Source organism: Psychrobacter sp. Ps7, from assembly GCF_022129225.1.
In the GTDB taxonomy this organism is placed as follows: domain Bacteria; phylum Pseudomonadota; class Gammaproteobacteria; order Pseudomonadales; family Moraxellaceae; genus Psychrobacter; species Psychrobacter immobilis_A.
Genome location: NZ_JADQAH010000005.1, coordinates 23,840 through 40,684, shown reverse-complemented (window position 1 = coordinate 40,684; position 16,845 = coordinate 23,840). Strand labels below are relative to the sequence as shown.

General features: G+C 42.7%; 14 protein-coding genes. 2 read left to right on the top strand and 12 right to left on the bottom strand.

The window, feature by feature from the left end; genetic code table 11:
• Window positions 1-145 precede the first annotated feature (145 nt).
• The 6 genes from hscB to I3257_RS03185 all read right to left on the bottom strand — a co-directional run bounded on the left by hscB (window position 146) and on the right by I3257_RS03185 (window position 4,924).
• Window positions 146-727, bottom strand: coding sequence for a Fe-S protein assembly co-chaperone HscB (gene hscB / locus I3257_RS03210; RefSeq protein ID WP_238048800.1), 582 nt, complete (start codon window positions 725-727; stop codon window positions 146-148).
• A gap of 112 nt (window positions 728-839) precedes the next feature.
• Window positions 840-1,160, bottom strand: coding sequence for an iron-sulfur cluster assembly protein IscA (gene iscA, locus I3257_RS03205; protein WP_045445072.1), 321 nt, complete (start codon window positions 1,158-1,160; stop codon window positions 840-842).
• 247 nt (window positions 1,161-1,407) lie between these two features.
• Complete coding sequence (iscU, locus tag I3257_RS03200) at window positions 1,408-1,821, bottom strand: Fe-S cluster assembly scaffold IscU (protein ID WP_238048799.1); 414 nt, start codon at window positions 1,819-1,821, stop codon at window positions 1,408-1,410.
• A gap of 198 nt (window positions 1,822-2,019) precedes the next feature.
• Window positions 2,020-3,246 carry an IscS subfamily cysteine desulfurase gene (locus tag I3257_RS03195; protein WP_238048798.1) on the bottom strand — a complete coding sequence of 409 codons (1,227 nt, stop codon included), beginning with the start codon at window positions 3,244-3,246 and terminating at the stop codon, window positions 2,020-2,022.
• Window positions 3,243-3,752: an Rrf2 family transcriptional regulator gene (locus tag I3257_RS03190; protein ID WP_045451863.1), complete on the bottom strand. Its 510-nt coding sequence runs from the start codon at window positions 3,750-3,752 to the stop codon at window positions 3,243-3,245. The genes I3257_RS03195 and I3257_RS03190 overlap by 4 nt, the downstream gene beginning before the upstream one ends.
• Before the next feature lie 527 nt (window positions 3,753-4,279).
• Complete coding sequence (locus I3257_RS03185) at window positions 4,280-4,924, bottom strand: hypothetical protein (protein ID WP_238048797.1); 645 nt, start codon at window positions 4,922-4,924, stop codon at window positions 4,280-4,282.
• A 519-nt stretch (window positions 4,925-5,443) separates the two neighbouring features.
• Between I3257_RS03185 and I3257_RS03180 the strand changes: the two genes are divergently transcribed.
• Window positions 5,444-5,716 (top strand): HU family DNA-binding protein, encoded by a 273-nt coding sequence (locus tag I3257_RS03180; RefSeq protein ID WP_045445077.1) that lies wholly within the window; start codon window positions 5,444-5,446, stop codon window positions 5,714-5,716.
• Window positions 5,717-6,099: 383 nt separating this feature from the next.
• Window positions 6,100-7,974 carry a SurA N-terminal domain-containing protein gene (locus tag I3257_RS03175; RefSeq protein ID WP_238048796.1) on the top strand — a complete coding sequence of 625 codons (1,875 nt, stop codon included), beginning with the start codon at window positions 6,100-6,102 and terminating at the stop codon, window positions 7,972-7,974.
• A gap of 202 nt (window positions 7,975-8,176) precedes the next feature.
• Here I3257_RS03175 and purH read toward each other — a convergent pair whose 3' ends face one another.
• The 6 genes from purH to mrcB all read right to left on the bottom strand — a co-directional run bounded on the left by purH (window position 8,177) and on the right by mrcB (window position 16,399).
• A complete protein-coding gene (gene purH, locus I3257_RS03170) occupies window positions 8,177-9,757 on the bottom strand; it encodes a bifunctional phosphoribosylaminoimidazolecarboxamide formyltransferase/IMP cyclohydrolase (RefSeq protein WP_238048795.1) in 1,581 nt (526 codons plus the stop codon).
• Window positions 9,758-9,910: 153 nt separating this feature from the next.
• Window positions 9,911-10,270 (bottom strand): DNA-binding transcriptional regulator Fis, encoded by a 360-nt coding sequence (gene fis / locus I3257_RS14140; RefSeq protein ID WP_201538869.1) that lies wholly within the window; start codon window positions 10,268-10,270, stop codon window positions 9,911-9,913.
• A 274-nt stretch (window positions 10,271-10,544) separates the two neighbouring features.
• The gene (locus I3257_RS03160; RefSeq protein WP_238048794.1) at window positions 10,545-11,837 is read right to left on the bottom strand and encodes a DUF3426 domain-containing protein; all 1,293 of its coding nucleotides are present in this window, start codon (window positions 11,835-11,837) and stop codon (window positions 10,545-10,547) included.
• Between the two features lie 196 nt (window positions 11,838-12,033).
• On the bottom strand, window positions 12,034-12,960 hold the full coding sequence (gene prmA, locus I3257_RS03155; protein ID WP_201501574.1) for a 50S ribosomal protein L11 methyltransferase: 927 nt from the start codon (window positions 12,958-12,960) through the stop codon (window positions 12,034-12,036).
• 122 nt (window positions 12,961-13,082) lie between these two features.
• Complete coding sequence (locus I3257_RS03150; protein ID WP_238048793.1) at window positions 13,083-13,886, bottom strand: tetratricopeptide repeat protein; 804 nt, start codon at window positions 13,884-13,886, stop codon at window positions 13,083-13,085.
• A gap of 35 nt (window positions 13,887-13,921) precedes the next feature.
• Entirely contained in the window at window positions 13,922-16,399 is a 2,478-nt protein-coding gene (gene mrcB / locus I3257_RS03145) for a penicillin-binding protein 1B (protein WP_109590361.1), read from the bottom strand.
• Between the last annotated feature and the right edge of the window lie 446 nt (window positions 16,400-16,845).

The window sequence follows — 16,845 nt, the reverse complement described above, 5'->3', positions numbered from 1 at the left end:
GCTTAAAATAAGGGATTATACGGCATCGCTGTGACTATTTTAACCATCGCTTATAATATAGTTTTCAAATAAGCGTCATAAGCTAATAGCATTTATAAATAAATTTGGCATATAGAATAAATTAACAAGCTTATACGTCAGTTAGTTAGACGTATAAATCATCATCATCTGAATGCTCAGCAGTTGCTAACTCATCGATACCAGTAGTCACGTCAGCATTTAATTTGACTAAGAACTTTAGTTTTTGTGTCGCATCAATCGCCGTTTGCCAATCTTGGTTTTGGTAAGCATCGTTAAAACGCTTAGACTGTTTTGCCAGTCGCTCGGTGATTTGAGGGTGTAGTTGTTGCAATGTCGCACGATCTTTACCCTCGATAGCGTCATCTAAATCCATGCGCATCTGCATCGCATCTTCTAAAAAGTCCAAGTCTGCAATTGAATGCTCTAGATTCTGTGCTTGATCTGCCATGTCTAGTAGATAGCTAGCACGACTATCAGGCGCACTTAACGCTTGGTAGGCTTGATTGATTAACGCTGAGGCCTGCTCAGACTGCTGTTGCGCTTGCGTAGTATTGGCTAGATTCTTGTTGACATTATCAGGATGATAACGTTTTTGTAGCAGACGTAGATGCTGATCGAGACTCTCTTGATTGACTTCAAACTTTACAGGCTGCTCAAATAGGGCAAAGAAGTTATCAAACTGGGCTTCTGCAGTAATGTCTGTCATATCATACGCCTTGCTTGTTATTTATTTTGAAAGTTTTCTTTAGCTGAGAACATATTTATTATGGCTTGAATATAGAATCAGGAAACTCAAGGGTTTTTTAACCTTTGAACCATTAAACGGTAAAAGACTCGCCGCAACCACATTCGCCTTTTTGATTAGGATTGGTGAACTTAAAGCCTTCGTTAAGGCCTTCTTTTTCGTAGTCCATCAACAAACCATCTAAATAGACCAAACTTTTAGGATCAATAAAGATGTTAACGCCGCGGCTTTCATAACGCGTGTCATTTTCATCAGGGGTATCTACAAACTCTAAAACGTAAGCTAAGCCTGAGCAACCCGCGGTACGGATACCCACTCGAATACCTTCGCCTTTGCCGCGATTGTCCAAAAAGTCTCGAACATGCTGAGCGGCGCGTTCTGTCATTTCAATCATGCCAACTCCCATTGACTATCAATGATAAATATCAATCAAAAAAATCTGTATAACTGGCAATGAAAATAGCGCACTTGCCAAAAAAATCTTAATAACGACCAGTTAAGAATCACTAGAAAATAAAAGGTGACAATTACATTAGCGTTATTGTCACCTCTTTAGCGTTAGTAGCTGTTCAATACATCGACTACTAAAGTACGGCCATTAAGACCGTGTACTTAGAAGTACAATACTTACGCTAATAGGTTTAGCTAGCCGCTTCTTCTGTCTCTACTGCTGCGCTATTATGCTTACCTTTATAGTCGCTAATAGCGGCTTTAATGGCGTCTTCAGCAAGTACAGAGCAATGCACTTTTACTGGTGGTAAGGCCAACTCTTTCGCGATATCGTTGTTTTTGATTTCGCCCGCTTGATCCAAGCTTTTGCCTTTTAGCCACTCAGTCACGAGCGAGCTTGAAGCGATTGCCGAACCACAGCCATAAGTTTTAAAGCGTGCATCTTCAATGATGCCATTATCATTAACTTGAATTTGTAGGCGCATTACATCGCCACAAGCTGGGGCACCAACCATACCAGTACCAACGTTTTTGGCATTTTTATCAAGATTGCCGACGTTGCGTGGATTTTCGTAATGATCAATAACTTGGTCACTATAGGCCATGGGGTTTTCTCCTAGTTAGATGATGAGTAGTCAACTACTGACTTTAAATGTCTAACTACTCATCGATAATTGGGGTCAAACATTTAGTTAATAGAAACGGTATTTATAAAAACGGTATTTATAAAAACTGGATTTATAAGTGTCTGATCAATCGTTTAATGGTTCTGTTTAATAACTATGTCGTTGCTTTCGGTAGTTTTAGTGCTCAGCCCATTCGACTGAATCTAAATCAACACCTTCTTGGTACATATCCCAAAGTGGTGATAAGGCACGTAATTTATCGACCGCTTCATGCATTTGTTTGATGACAGTATCGATGTCTTCTTCGGTGGTATAACGACCGAAGCTGAAACGAATTGAGCTGTGTGCTAATTCATCTGGGCGACCAATAGCGCGTAATACATATGATGGCTCAAGCGTCGCTGAGGTACAGGCTGAGCCTGATGATACGGCTAAGTCTTTGAGTGACATCATGAGAGACTCGCCTTCAACGAAGTTAAAGCTGATGTTTACGATGTTAGGTACGCTGTGCTCAAGATCACCATTTAGGTAAATCTCTTCGATATCTTGTAGACCGTCCCACAGTTTTTGGCGTAGCTTGGCTGCATGTGCATTGTCTTCTTCATAACGCTCATTGGCTAAAGCAAATGCTGCTCCAAGACCAACGATTTGATGCGTCGGTAATGTACCTGAACGCATACCGCGTTCATGACCACCGCCATGCTGCTCTGCTTTCAAACGGATACGTGGCTTACGGCGAACAAATAATGCGCCAATACCTTTAGGACCGTAGGCTTTGTGACCTGAGAAGCTCATCAAATCGATCTTCGTGGTTTCAAGGTCAATCAATACTTTACCAACAGATTGTGCGCCATCGACGTGGAAGACCACACCCGCTTCACGAGTGATTTCACCAATGGCAGCGACATCAGTAATCGTACCAAGCTCATTGTTCACCATCATGAGTGATACTAAGATAGTATCATCACGTAATGCTTCTTTAACTTGCTCTGGTAAGATTAGCCCAGTGCTTGGCTGTGGCTCAAGATAAGTAATCTCAAAACCTTCTTGCTCAAGCTCACGGCAGGTATCTAATACGGCTTTATGTTCGATTTTGCTGGTAATGATGTGCTTACCACGAGATTGATAAAAGTGCGCTGCACCTTTAATGGCTAGGTTATCTGATTCTGTTGCACCAGAGGTAAAGACGATTTCGCGTGGATCAGCATTAATGACTTCAGCCACTTGTTGACGCGCTGTTTCTACCGCTTCTTCTGCTTGCCAGCCATAGCCATGCGAGCGCGAGGCTGGATTACCAAAGATGCCATCTACTGTCAGATACTCGCTCATCTTAGCAGCTACTGATTTTGCAACTGGGGTAGTGGCGGCATAATCTAAGTATATAAGGTTGTTATGTTGGCTCATGCTGGGTTTGCCTCGCTGTTCGATAGGGTAATAGTGTTGATGTCTTTTATGGAAATCTCTTTGGTAGAGCTGTGCTGACGCTCTGACACTGACTGCACATTTTCCATGTCTAATAATTGCGCTAATGTTATATTTTTCAAGTACTGTTCGATATGATTGGACAGTGCACACCATAAATCATGGGTTAAGCACATTGTACCACCTTGACAGTCGCCACGTCCTTCGCACTGCATCGCATTAACCGACTCATCGACGGCAGATATGATGCTCATCACGTCTATCTCATGCAATGGTTTAGCTAGATGATAGCCGCCTGCTGCACCTCGGATGCTAGTGACAAGACCACGTTTACGAAGTTTGGAGAACAGTTGTTCAAGGTAAGAGATAGAAATCGATTGCCGCTTGGCGATATCAGATAAGGAGACTGCAGTGTCTTGTTGGCTGGTCTGTAATGCCAAATCCAGTAACGCAGTAACGGCATATCTGCCTCGAGTAGTCAAACGCATGTGTTATCTCCAAACTTTTAAGTCATTTTTATTTAACAACGACCTTAGCAAAATGATAGGTGTGGCAGCTTGTAACGTAATATGAAAGCTACTGATGGAATCATATAATAGCTAAGTTGTGTCTTATCGTTATTAAACAGCAGATAATTAACCCGATGTGTGCAACGATTAAGCCAATTATACTTAATCCTGAGTAATTTAGTCAAGATTAAAGTGTGGTTGAATGGTTAATCGAGCTTATTACTATGATTGATAAAAACAATGGTATTAAAAGGAGGGGAGATAAGATTGAAAACATTGATTCCTAGTATTTTTAAAATACTAAAATACAGTCTTGAGGTTTGCGTCTTACGTTTTTTTAACTTCTATCAATTATATTAGGGCGTGCTGATTGGTCAATACGCCCTAGTCATCTAAGCGCTTAATATCCTAAGCGGTTAATATGCCTTAATCGGCATCAAACGCGTTTGGTAAAGTAAACAGCCTTTCATTGGTAAGCTGTCATTAATAAGCTATCGTTGGCGAAATTAATTCATTAATAGCACGATAATGGCTGCGATCATAATGACGAGAGCAGACACGGTGACGATTATCAGGGTTTTTTGTTTGCTCTGTAACTCTTTAACCGTGATTTCAAGCTCACGGTTTTTAATAGTTAAAGTGTTTATTTGGGTTTGTTGCTCTTTGATGCGTAATTTATAGCTGTCCTTTTTGTCAGCCATTTCAGCTTCAGTAGGCTTGGTTTTACCTTTGCCACCTTTTATCTTTTTAATAAGACCTTGAATTAAGCTGCCAAGACCGAGTTGCATAATAAACTGCTTGACCAACTGTACTTGAACAGACTCACCGCGCATTTGTAGTTTTTCGGTGGTTTCGCTGTCATGAGTGGTGATCGCATTGATCACTTGGATGCTATAGGCATTAATGATGACGTCAGGTTCGCTGCGGTCAATAGGTAACTCTGCGTCTAATAATACGCCTTTGGTGCTAAAAGTGGCAAACACCTCAACATGCGGTAGATACAAGCGTAGCGCCACGACAGTACCTTGCTTGGCAAGTGGGTAAGCGGCTTTACGTAGTTCGGGATCTAAACGTAACAATAGTGTCAGCGCCGACTCGATGAACACCAGAATGATATTAAGAAAAGAGTGAGACAACGTAGAACGCTTCATGTAAATAATCCGTTTTATATTTGGCAAATTAGAGGCAAAAGACAAACAAGAGTCAAAATTGACCCAAAAGGTGCAGTGATATTTTGCTTATAGTAACGCCTTTATAATAAAAAGTAACGCTAGTTTCTGTCAGTTGGGAAATTATTACTTTACAATTTGGTAATCAACAAGGACACAGATATTTATGACTGGCGATGCCTCAGTATGAGATGACATCTCTTTGAACGATAAGGCAGTATAGAGGTTGACTCGCTAAGTCGAAGTTACGAAAAGCCAAGGTGACTAGCAGTTATGACAGTTGCAGAGGCTTTGCGTAACATTGAGTGTCAAATACGTAGTACAGTAGGCAAAAATATGTAAAATCGCTTGCGCTCCTTATGCTGCCTTGATATAAAGACGATAACAAAGCGAAACCTGTTAATACGCCAGTCAGGCAGTTTTTATTGCTTAAATGCTATGAGAGCGTTACAATGCTTGGCGTGAGCGTTTATTATCCCCCTTAAACTTGAAGGAAATTTTATGAATAAGTCAGAATTAATTGATAGCATCGCAGACAAAAGTGGCCTAAACAAAACCCAAGCTGGCGATGCATTGAATGCTGTTATGGAAAGTGTTGGTGAAGCGCTAGAAGCTGGCGATAGCATCTCATTGGTTGGTTTTGGTACTTTCAGCGTAAAAGACCGTAAAGCACGTACTGGCCGTAACCCTAAGACGGGTGAAGAGCTTAGCATTCCAGCAAGTAAAGTACCAAGCTTTAAAGCGGGTAAAAACTTAAAAGAGCGTTTAAACTAAGCCGTTTTATTAAAAATGGATGCTGTATAACGACGTGATATACGAATCAACACAGCATTTACTTAGTAAAGCATTATATGGTTTATAGCATGGCTGAAAAGTCATAATATGAATCATAAAAAAGCACCTAGATATTAGGTGCTTTTTTTATCGCTATAGTTTGTATCATACCACGTGAATATTTTGAGTCTGCATCAAAAATCACGTATCATAGGGCGCGCGATAGATGCGTTGTTTAAATAAGACTGTTTTACTCAGTCTTGTTGTTCTATATCAAATTCACACGTTCTTATTCTTACCATTGCCTGCTTAGATAGCATTGATATTAATAGTAATATTACAATGGTTTTTCATCAATATAGGTTTATAAAGCAGAGATAACTATGGATAAATTGCGCGATTTCTTAAAAAGCTGGCCAGGTCGCATTTTATTGATTTTATGCCTATCGCCGCTCGCTCTATTGGGTGTCGAAAGCTATTTTGGAGGCGGGGTCGATCCCAACCAAGTCGCTCAGGTGGGTGAAGCAAGCGTAGGGTTGTCCGAGTATCAGACTGCCGTAAATAACCGTCGTACTGAAATACTAGAACAAGTTGATGATGCGAGTCTATTGAATGAAGATGTATTGCACGAGCAAGTGCTCAAAGGTCTCATTGATCGTACGCTATTGGAGCAGCAAGCGGGCAAGCTTGGTATGACAGTCTCTGATGACACGATTAATCGTCTATTGCGTGAAGAAGAAATTTTTAAGGACGCAGAAGGTAATTTTTCTAACGATCAATTTTCAAATTTCTTGCGCCAGCGCGGCATGACTAAAGATCAGCTATTTGCTGAGTTTCGTAACCAATTAAGCCTCGACCAGCTCAATGCAAGTATTGTTGGCACGGCAGTATATCCCATGCAAGCGGTCAGTCAATTGATTGACTTACAACTTGAGTCGCGCAATATCTGGCTGCATCGATTTAATTGGCAAGACTATGTAGATCAGGTCAAGTTAAGCAAAGGCGATATACAAGCCTATTATGATGCCAATAAAGACACACTAAAAAGTGCGGCGATGGTAGATTTGGCATATTTGCAATTAAGTCCTAAAACCATTCAAGTGAATGAAGTTACGGAAGAGGATTTGCAGCAGCAATATGAAGCTTATAAGCAAGGGCTAGCGGTCGTCGATGAACGCAAAATCAGTCAAATCCTATTAACGGGTAAAGACGCGAAGACCAGAGCGACTAAAATCAAAGCCCGCTTGGATAAAGGTGAGTCTTTTGCCGCATTGGCTAAAACTGAGTCAGATGATCCATCAGGAGCAACAGGTGGCGATATTGGTACCTTTAATCCCTCTGTGTTTGGCAATGATGCCGCAGCGGTTGAGCAGGCTTTAGAAGGCTTAAGTGTGGGTGATGTAACAGCACCTATTAAGACTAGCTTTGGCTACCAGATATTTACCGTAACCGAAGATAACGGTAGTAAAATCCCAAGCCTAGAAAGCATGCGTGCAGAGCTGACAGCAAAAGCCAAAGAATATAAGCGTCAAGAAATCTATGCAGATAAAGTAACAGCGATTAATGACTTGGCAGCAGATGGCTTTAGCATCGAAGATATTGCTCAGCAAGAGAACGTAACGCTAAAACGTATCAAGGATTATCGTAAAGAAAACAACAAATCGGAGTTATCACAACCAGCAGTGATTAAGCAGGCTTTTGATGAGTTTACCATTCAAGATCAGGCAGTAACCGCAGGTATCGAAGTCGGTAACGGGACGGTATGGGTGCAGCCAAGCAACTATCGTCCTACGAAAACGCTTAGCTTAGCTGCTGCTACACCAAAAATCACTCAGATATTACGTCAAGAAAAGGCCACGGCATTGGCGCTAAAAGAGGCGAAGAAACTAGCCGCTGGTATTAAAACGCCTACTGATATCAATAAACAGCCAGTACGTTTTCAATCATTAGGTGAAGTGAATCGCCAAACCACTCTATTGACAGAGAAAGAGCGCGGATTGGCCTTTAGTCAGCAAGCAGCTAATAATGGCGTCGTTGCTATTGCCAGTGAGACTGAGATGGGCGCGACTTTGTTGGTCGGTGATCGTATTAAAACAGAGGAGCAGTCGCCATTATCTGATGTGCAAAGAGCACAAACGGCTGCAATCATTCGTGATAACTTAGGGCAAGATCAGCTACAAGATTACTTGGATTATCTACGCTTGGTATATAAAGTTGAAGTTAATGACGCCAATATAGCAAACGCGCAAGGGCGTTAGAAATAAAGCTATTAAGGAAAACTTGAGATACTTACTTAGTCATTCTTTCTAAATAATCTTCTCAAGTTTGAAGCATAAAAAAGCCACTGTCTACAGTGGCTTTTTTAATGAGTATTACTTTTATCATAAAGATTTAGCATTAATAGCGATACGAAATTCAATACTGCTATCAATGCTAATATTCAAAGTGATACGGAACAATTTAATGGCGGAAATGACGCATACCAGTGAATACCATCGCGATGCCATGCTCATTTGCCGCAGCAATGGTTTCATCATCACGCATAGACCCACCTGGCTGGATAATAGCAGCAATACCGACTTGGGCAGCGTTATCGATGCCATCACGGAAAGGGAAGAAGGCATCTGATGCCATAACAGCACCTTCAGTAGCCAATCCAGCGTGCTCAGCTTTGATAGCAGCGATACGCGCTGAGTTGACACGGCTCATCTGACCAGCACCAACACCGATAGTACGCTGACCTTTGGCATAAACAATCGCATTAGATTTGACGTATTTTGCCACATTCCAGCTGAATAATAGATCGGCGATTTGCGCTTCTGTTGGTTGTACATCAGTGACAATCTTTAAGTCATTGGCTGTAATCAAACCAAGATCTTGTTCTTGTACTAGCAGGCCACCGTTGACGCGCTTGTAGTCAAGCTGACTATCGCGTTGATCTGGCGCTGGCAGTTCGCCGCACACCAATACACGGACATTTTTCTTAGCAGCTGTCGCTTCAAGCACACCATCTTCGATGCTTGGTGCAATAATAACCTCTACAAACTGATTGTCGATAATGGCTTTAGCCGCCGCCAACGTCAATGGGCGGTTAAAAGCAATGATGCCGCCAAAAGAAGACTCAGGGTCAGTACTAAAGGCAGTGTTATAAGCGGTTACTTGATCGTTATCCACAGCGACACCACAAGGGTTGGCATGCTTAACGATAACGCAAGCAGGGGCACTAAAGGCTTTCACGCACTCAAGAGCAGCATCAGTATCGGCGATATTGTTATAAGACAGCGCCTTGCCTTGCAGTTGCTTAGCAGTCGCTATAGAGGCTTGGTGGCTTTTTAGCGGATGGTTTTCTGTATAAAAAGCGGCGTTTTGATGTGGGTTTTCGCCGTAGCGTAGATCCTGTGCTTTTTCGAGCTGCACATTAAAGGTACGTGAAAAATTCTCAGGTTGCTGGCTTTCATTGACACGGCTACCTAAGAAATTGGCAATCATTCCGTCGTACTGTGCAGTATGCTCAAAAGCCTTCACTGCCAAGTCATAGCGCAAAGCAGGTGTCAGCTCGGTGCCATCACCTAAAGCGGCAAGTATGCGCTCATAATCTGCTGGATCAGTCACGATACCCACATGAGCGTGGTTTTTCGCCGCAGAACGCACCATCGTAGGACCACCGATGTCGATGTTTTCGATAGCGTCGTTCATGGTGACGTCAGCACGAGCAATGGTTTCTGCAAACGGATAAAGGTTGACGACAACCAAATCAATACGCTCAATCGCGTGCTCACTCATTACGGCATCGTCTGTACCACGGCGTCCTAAGATGCCACCATGAATTTTAGGATGTAGCGTTTTGACACGGCCATCCATCATTTCAGGAAAACCTGTGTAATCGGATACTTCGGTCACAGCGACATTGTTTTCTGTGAGTAAACGATAAGTACCGCCAGTAGACAGTAAGTCAAAGCCTGACTTAATAAGGCCTTGCGCAAACTCAACGATATTGGATTTATCAGAGACTGACAATAGAGCAAGTGGGGTTGTACTCATAAGAAAATTTCCATAAAAAAAGCCTGACGTAAACGTCTGGCAAGGTGACAATGACAATTGTTGTAGACAATATCATGGTGGATAGCGTCAATAACGTTAAATTGCCATACATAATGATTGGTAATAAAGACAGAGAAATGCATATAGCAGATGCTACATTAAGTCATAAGTTTTGAGTTTTTTGCGTAAAGTGCCACGATTCAGACCTAAGATTTGTGCACACTTGGTTTGATTGCCTCGAGTTTTTTCAAGGACAACCGATAATAGTGGCTCTTCAATTTGTTTTAAAATAAGCTCATACAAGTCGGTCGGCATCTCATCACCTAGCATCGCAAAGTACTGTCGTACCACACGCTCCACATGTACGCGCAGTGGTTCATGCCGCTGGCTCGCATCGCTGTCTAATGAGGAGTCAACATGACGAGTTGAATGATGGTTAGCTGTACTATAATCGGCAGGATGCTCAGAGCTTGTGGCAAAATGATTGGCATTATGCTGTGCATGAGGTGCCATAAGATAATGTCCTTGGGATTGGAAAGAGTCAAACCATAAGATATCAGGGTATTATATCAAATTAATATCGTTTAGCGCTGACAGATTAACCTTATATTGGCAGCAGTATGACTAGGGTATATGCTTACTATTATAACGTTGCCACAAAATATAACTGGCTGGGTCGCACTTGCATCACTACTGAACTTGCGACCTGTCTACGTTTTTCTGACGACTGAAGTTTTAAAAGACGAGGTTGCTTATAGAAACAGCTATTTTGTTGGTAATTATCTATTCAATACAGAGGACTTATAGTCACTTCTCGAATTTGTCTATTAGCAACAGGGATGGTAAATAATATGTTTCGACTACTGTTCGCCGCTAATTGGCTTTGCTTGCTTAATAGATAATCAGCTGGCGTGGCGATGAATTCTCCAATCTTATCATTTGCGCCGTATACGCTGACTTTAACATTCGGATACAGCTGTGCTTTGGCACTTTGATTGTTTAATGTGGCACTGACATCGCTCGACTTTCCATCCATCTTAATCTTACTCGATTTATGATTAAGGTTAGTAATCGTAAATGCTGTTAGATCGGCACTAGGTAAACTACAGGCAGCGACTGCACATACTGATTGTAAGCGCTCTGCATGCACTGGGTTTTTCATCAAAGTTTCTAGATTAAAAATGACGTATTGCGCAAAAAGTAGCAGTGCTAATACTAAGCATCCTAGCGTCCATAGTAAGGATGCGATAGAACGTCTCTGCGGCGTAGGTGTAAACTTTGCTTGTGCTTTTCTCACACGCTCTTCGGAGGTTAACGCTTCATCTTTCAATGGTACACCCATATCGAGCAATAGTTGTGATAAGTCGGTATCGTCTTGTCGAACCTCTTCGCTTTTATTTTGTTCTTTTAGGAGTTTTTCGAGCCAAGAATTGTCCGCAGTATCATCCACATTGGCATGAATATCATTAGCGGCTGCTGAACTAAGCGCTATTTGTGCTGATGAGGAATTTTCTGTTGTAGCATCAGATGATACTTTCACTGATGACCCGTTGTTTTTATCTGTTTTTTTAGAGAGGTTACTTGTTGGTTGGTTGTCTGCTGTAGAAGTATAACTGCTATTGTTCATATTGCTGGCTTGAGTCAGCCAAGCATCCATACTATCTAGAGAATCATACTCTAAAACACTTTCTTCTGGTTCATCGCTATCCATATCATCATAGATTAAGCCGTCATGAATCAAATCCTCCTCAATTAAAGTATCAGATGAAACATTTTTTGAATGTGGAGGAGTGAGTGGTGACTTAGCAGTGCCTGCTGCATGTTGATTTTTATTATGATTGTCAGCGGTTTGTGTAGAATGTCTATTTGAATCGGCTGTCGTATTGGTGTCAGTCGTTGTATTTTCTTGAATCGCGGAAGTACTGACAGCATCGGCAGTGAGGATAAGATGTTTATTGACCAAAAAACTCTGTTGGCATTGATCACAGCTAACAGTGGCGTTTACTTTATTCAACTGTGTTTGCTGTATTTTAAAGCAAGCTTGGCAATGAGGGCACTGAGTTTTTATGGGCGTGGTCATAGGGTCGAATCCAAAAAATTATGGTTATCAATACCGCTTAGCCACTCGCTAATAGTTGCCTATAGTGCTAATACTGCCTTTCGTATCAGCTTTAAATATTAGCTGTAAATGTCCATAAATCATGAGTAAGGACAGAGTGGCGTCAAATGCATGACATTTGACTGCCCTCTATCGTAACAGATGTAATTAAATGTTGCTAGCCTGTAAATGTACCAGATAAACGCTGCCAATGTTGGTCTTCTTGCGCTGTAAAAGCATGCTTTGCATCAAGCGCAAAATAAGGTTGATAAGCCGCCGTTACTTGTTCGGTTTGTGACTCTATTAGACCGGCCAAGACAATACGACCTTTTGGTGCGATTAAGGTGGCGAAGTAAGGCGCTAAGCCAATGAGCGGCTTGGCTAGAATGTTTGCAACGATTACGTCTACAGGTAACACATCATTTTGTGCACAGTAGTCAGTGAAGTCTTCTGGTAAAAACGCTTGCAGGCGATCCCCAACGTGATTGCGTGCGGCATTTTGATTGGTTGCCAGCACTGCTTGTGGGTCGATATCGACAGCATACACGTGGCGTGCACCTAATAACAAAGCAGCGATGCCTAAAATACCTGAACCGCAACCATAATCAATCACCACTTTGTCTTTTAGATCTTGTTCTGTTAACCAGTCAAGACATAAGCGGGTAGTGGCATGATAGCCTGTACCAAAGGCTAGACCAGGATCCATAATAATGTTAGTCGCCTCAGGATTGGGCGGCGTCAGCCAGTTGGGTACAATCCATAAATTATTGGCACATTCGATAGGATGGTAATTGCTCATCCATTCGCGCTCCCAATCTTTATCATCGACAGCCGTGAGCCAGATACGGGTGGCTTGCACTTGTGCTGCGATTTCATGACTGAGCTGCTCGACTGCCTGACGACTGCCAGCATCGGTGGTCGCATCAAATAGCCCTGTCAAGATAACTTCATCCCATAGCGGTGATTCACCAGGTAATGGCTCAAATAAAGGCTGGTCACCTGCGTCGTCTAAGGCAATGGATAATGCACCTGCTTCTAGGAGCAGTGCCTCAGCCAAATCGACGTTTGCTTTTTCACATTGTAAATGCAGTTGTTGCCATGCCATAACGATAACCTTAATTAAAAATAAATGTCTATTTTGGATAAATGATGCGTATGCACAATATAAAAAGTGAATAGATACCAAGTGATAAACTTGGTATCTATTCACTTCGGTATGTCTTGATATTAGCGTAAGGCTTGCTTCGCTTCACTGATGACGCGAGCGTTGCCTTGGGCTTGTCCTGATTGCAAAATAATTTGCCACAGCGCGCGGCGACGACTGGTATCTTGAGAAACACTCAGACCACGGCGTGCCATAGCTTCTGCCTTGCGCGGCTGGTTCTTTTTTAATGCCACTTGCGCCAAATAGAAATACACCGCAGAAGATTTAGGTGCTAGGCGCTGTGCACGGGTAAAGCTGTTTTCAGCATTGGTCAGTTTGCCAGCTTTTAGTTGACTGATACCTGCTTGCATCAAATTGCGAAATGCTGGCAAGTTGCTATTGTTGGTAGTAGCTTGCTGTGTCCGTTGCTGCGAGTTTTTTCTTGCCTGTTCTAGCAATTCGTTGTGTGACGGTGCTGACGGCTCAGAGATGATGTAGTCATCACGCGAAGGGATAATAATAACTGGATCAGGTTGGGTCAACACAGGATTAGATGGTGTAAATACAGGCGTCTCTTGAGTCAATGGATTGGTTGATTCGGCTGGTTCATAGGAGTTATAAGGCTCAATGGGGTAGTCGTCCTCTGTTCTGACAATGGGCGCTTGCGTCACAGTCGCTATGGGGGCTTTAGCTGTTTGCGATGATGGCAGCGTTTGAGTCGGTACCGTTTTGATCGCGGTAGATGCAGTCGGCGCAGTCTGGCAAGCGCTCAAACTCAACATGCCAGCTAGAGCACTGACTGCCAGCATCTTATTGGCTGGCTTGATTTTGATAGACCACGTTATGACGGCTGACCTAGCTGATACAGTTCGCTTGAGAAATAACATTAGATTGAGACCTTTTTTAAGTTTCACAAATAACTTTAGAACCATTCAACGGCACGATCATACCAAGTATCGGCACGACTTTCTGCATCATTACCATTTGACCCATCACTGTTTTCTTGGTTGTCGCTATCAACAGCTTCGCCATTTGGAATCTCTAAACCTTCACTACGGCGCTGCTGGTTTTGTTCACGAGCACGATCTTGTTGATATAAGCCGACAGCGCAACTGCTGGCTTCTTCTGGTAAATATGCCGACAGGACAGGCAGATAGCGTGCATCTGCACAGCGCTCATTAGATAACTTGCCTGAGTTGTTCTCTAACCACAACCACTCAATACCTTCAGGCTCTGGTAGAGCCACAGGCGTCAGCTTCAAGCGATTCATATAGTCAACCCAAACTGGTAATGCGCCAGTACCGCCACTTAAACCAATTGGCTTGTTATCATCACGGCCAACCCAAACCACACTGACATAGTTGCCACTGTAGCCTGCAAACCAGGCATCGCGGTAATCATTTGTGGTTCCTGTTTTGCCAGCAAGATTTAGATTACTACCAAGTGATTGCACGCGTTTGGCAGTACCATTTTTGACCACATCTTGTAAAGCATAGTTAATTAAGAAGTTGGTCTCAGGCGGAATACTACGCTGAGTGTTGAGTCCAGTACGTTGTAAAATACGACCACGGTCATCAATGACGGTGCGAATACTATGGATAGGCGTACGGAAGCCACCAGTTGCAAAGACTTGATAGACACCAAGCATGTCCATTGGGCTAAGATTAACAGAACCTAACAGTGCTGATGGATAAGGTGGTATTTTTTCTTTAATTCCCATACGCTGTAACTGCTTGGCAAAGGTATCGACCCCAAACTCCATACCTAAGCGTACCGCTGCTTGGTTATAAGACTTTGATAAAGCGGTGGTAAATGGCACATAACCATGGTCACGATTGTCATAGTTCTTGGGGTTCCATTTAGTACCATCGCTTAGATTCACGGTAATCGGTGAGTCATCGACTGAGCTTGCAAGATTATAGCGCCCACTTTCAAGCGCTGTCATATAAATAATAGGCTTCAATAAAGAACCCACTTGGCGCTTGGCATCGACCGCACGGTTAAAGCCAGTAAATTCACTGCCACTACCCACCACAGAGACCAGCTCACCAGTCTCAGGATTGGCACTCACTAGAGCACCTTGCAAGTCTTTAGTTTTGCTACTATTACGACGCAACTCACCCAATTTTCTATCAACTGCTTTGTCTGCGGCTAATTGTGCAATAGGGTCCAAAGTACTGATAATGATAAGACCTTCATTTTTGAGATCATCAGAATAGTACACGGTGTTCAGCTCGCGCTTGACGATATCCAAAAAGTCAGGGAATTGACTTTTGCCTTCGACAGGTTTGTCCACGACACCAAGAGGCTGCTTTAGCGCTTTCTCATAGTCTTCTTGACTGAGTGAGCCAACGGCCAGCATGTTGCCCAGCACGACGTCACGGCGTGCTTTTGAATCGTTTGGATGGCGACGTGGGTTGTAGATACTCGGGCCTTTTGCCATACCGACTAGTAGGGCTTGCTGATCCAAGCGCAGCTCATTCAGTGGTTTATCAAAGTAAAACTGTGATGCCAAACCAAAACCATTAATAGAGCGGTTGCCGTTTTGACCCAAATAAATCTCGTTGAGGTACGTTTGTAGAATTTCATCTTTGCTATAATGTAGCTCGAGCAATACTGCCATTAACGCTTCGTTGGCTTTGCGCTTCAGCGTACGGTCTGAATTGAGATAGAAGTTTTTAATCAGCTGCTGAGTGATGGTCGAGCCGCCTTGTCTAGAGCCACCAGAGAAGTTGTTCAGTACGGCACGTGCAATGCCTCGTATAGAGACGCCTTTGTGCTCATAAAACGCACGGTCTTCTGTGGCTATTAATGCATCAATGAGTGGTTGTGGCACTTCATCTAACGAGACGACCAAACGATCTTCATTACTGTCAGGATAAATACCACCGATACTCACCGGCTCTAAGCGAATGATGCCGCTTTTGGCAGGCAAAGTGCTTTGTACGGACTCAATCTTGTTACCAGCAATGGTCATTTTTATGACTTGCTCTTTATCCACATCGTTGGCGCTATAAGTAAAACCGCGAGTATGAATAAAGTAGGTATTACCTGATCTATGATAGGTTCCCGTGCGATCATAAGCTTTGTTGCTTTGATAGTTCAGCAACTCCAGCCATGTCTTCATCGTATCTTTGTCGACACTCGCGCCTTGATACAATTCAAGCGGCTGCGAATACACTTTAGCAGGAATATCCCAGCGCTTACCCTCAAACTTATGAGTAATGGTGCGATCAAGTTTGATTAAATATAGCGCCAAGAGCACCATGCCAGCAATAATGACAATTAAGATAAGACTACTAAATACCAACCCACGCTGCTGTGAAGGGAGCGTGTGGTTAACAGATTTAGAGGACTGTGTTAACTTGGTATTTGGTAACTTGGAATTGGATGTTTGCACTGATGTCGCACCATTTTGGTATAAAAAACTGCCTCATAATGACGCAAATTGACAAATTTTTCAATCTATCATCGTCAACGCAGGCATTCATTGATTTTAAGCTGTGAGTCGTTATGCTCTTCACAGCGCTTGCTTATAGTATAATCTCTGTTAAAACACGGTCATTGCTAACAAAGCATTAAAAGCTTTAGAGTGGCAGTATCATTGTCATATAAGTGTCATATTAGCTTCATGTCACCATGTCACATAGCCATGCACGATAGCAGTTTAGAGACGCGCCAACGATGTGTTTTTTATGAATTAACCGCTACTGTTATTGTTTTATTTTTTGTGAGCCGTGCTGAAAGTTATTTAAAATAGCTGTTTTAGATAGGTCTTCTGCATAGGCGTTGAGTCTCGTTAATGATAGTAAGTTTACTTAAAGCGAATAAGGTTCGAGCAAACCT

Bases quoted from the DNA above. Each gene is read 5' to 3' on its own strand.
- I3257_RS03180 (WP_045445077.1), top strand. From the start codon at position 5,444: ATGAATAAGTCAGAATTAATTGATAGCATCGCAGACAAAAGTGGCCTA.
- iscA (WP_045445072.1), bottom strand. From the start codon at position 1,160: ATGATTGAAATGACAGAACGCGCCGCTCAGCATGTTCGAGACTTTTTG.
- purH (WP_238048795.1), bottom strand. From the start codon at position 9,757: ATGAGTACAACCCCACTTGCTCTATTGTCAGTCTCTGATAAATCCAAT.
- hscB (WP_238048800.1), bottom strand. From the start codon at position 727: ATGACAGACATTACTGCAGAAGCCCAGTTTGATAACTTCTTTGCCCTA.
- I3257_RS03185 (WP_238048797.1), bottom strand. From the start codon at position 4,924: ATGAAGCGTTCTACGTTGTCTCACTCTTTTCTTAATATCATTCTGGTG.
- I3257_RS03175 (WP_238048796.1), top strand. From the start codon at position 6,100: ATGGATAAATTGCGCGATTTCTTAAAAAGCTGGCCAGGTCGCATTTTA.
- I3257_RS03160 (WP_238048794.1), bottom strand. From the start codon at position 11,837: ATGACCACGCCCATAAAAACTCAGTGCCCTCATTGCCAAGCTTGCTTT.
- I3257_RS03190 (WP_045451863.1), bottom strand. From the start codon at position 3,752: ATGCGTTTGACTACTCGAGGCAGATATGCCGTTACTGCGTTACTGGAT.
- I3257_RS03195 (WP_238048798.1), bottom strand. From the start codon at position 3,246: ATGAGCCAACATAACAACCTTATATACTTAGATTATGCCGCCACTACC.
- I3257_RS03150 (WP_238048793.1), bottom strand. From the start codon at position 13,886: ATGTTATTTCTCAAGCGAACTGTATCAGCTAGGTCAGCCGTCATAACG.
- iscU (WP_238048799.1), bottom strand. From the start codon at position 1,821: ATGGCCTATAGTGACCAAGTTATTGATCATTACGAAAATCCACGCAAC.
- prmA (WP_201501574.1), bottom strand. From the start codon at position 12,960: ATGGCATGGCAACAACTGCATTTACAATGTGAAAAAGCAAACGTCGAT.
- fis (WP_201538869.1), bottom strand. From the start codon at position 10,270: ATGGCACCTCATGCACAGCATAATGCCAATCATTTTGCCACAAGCTCT.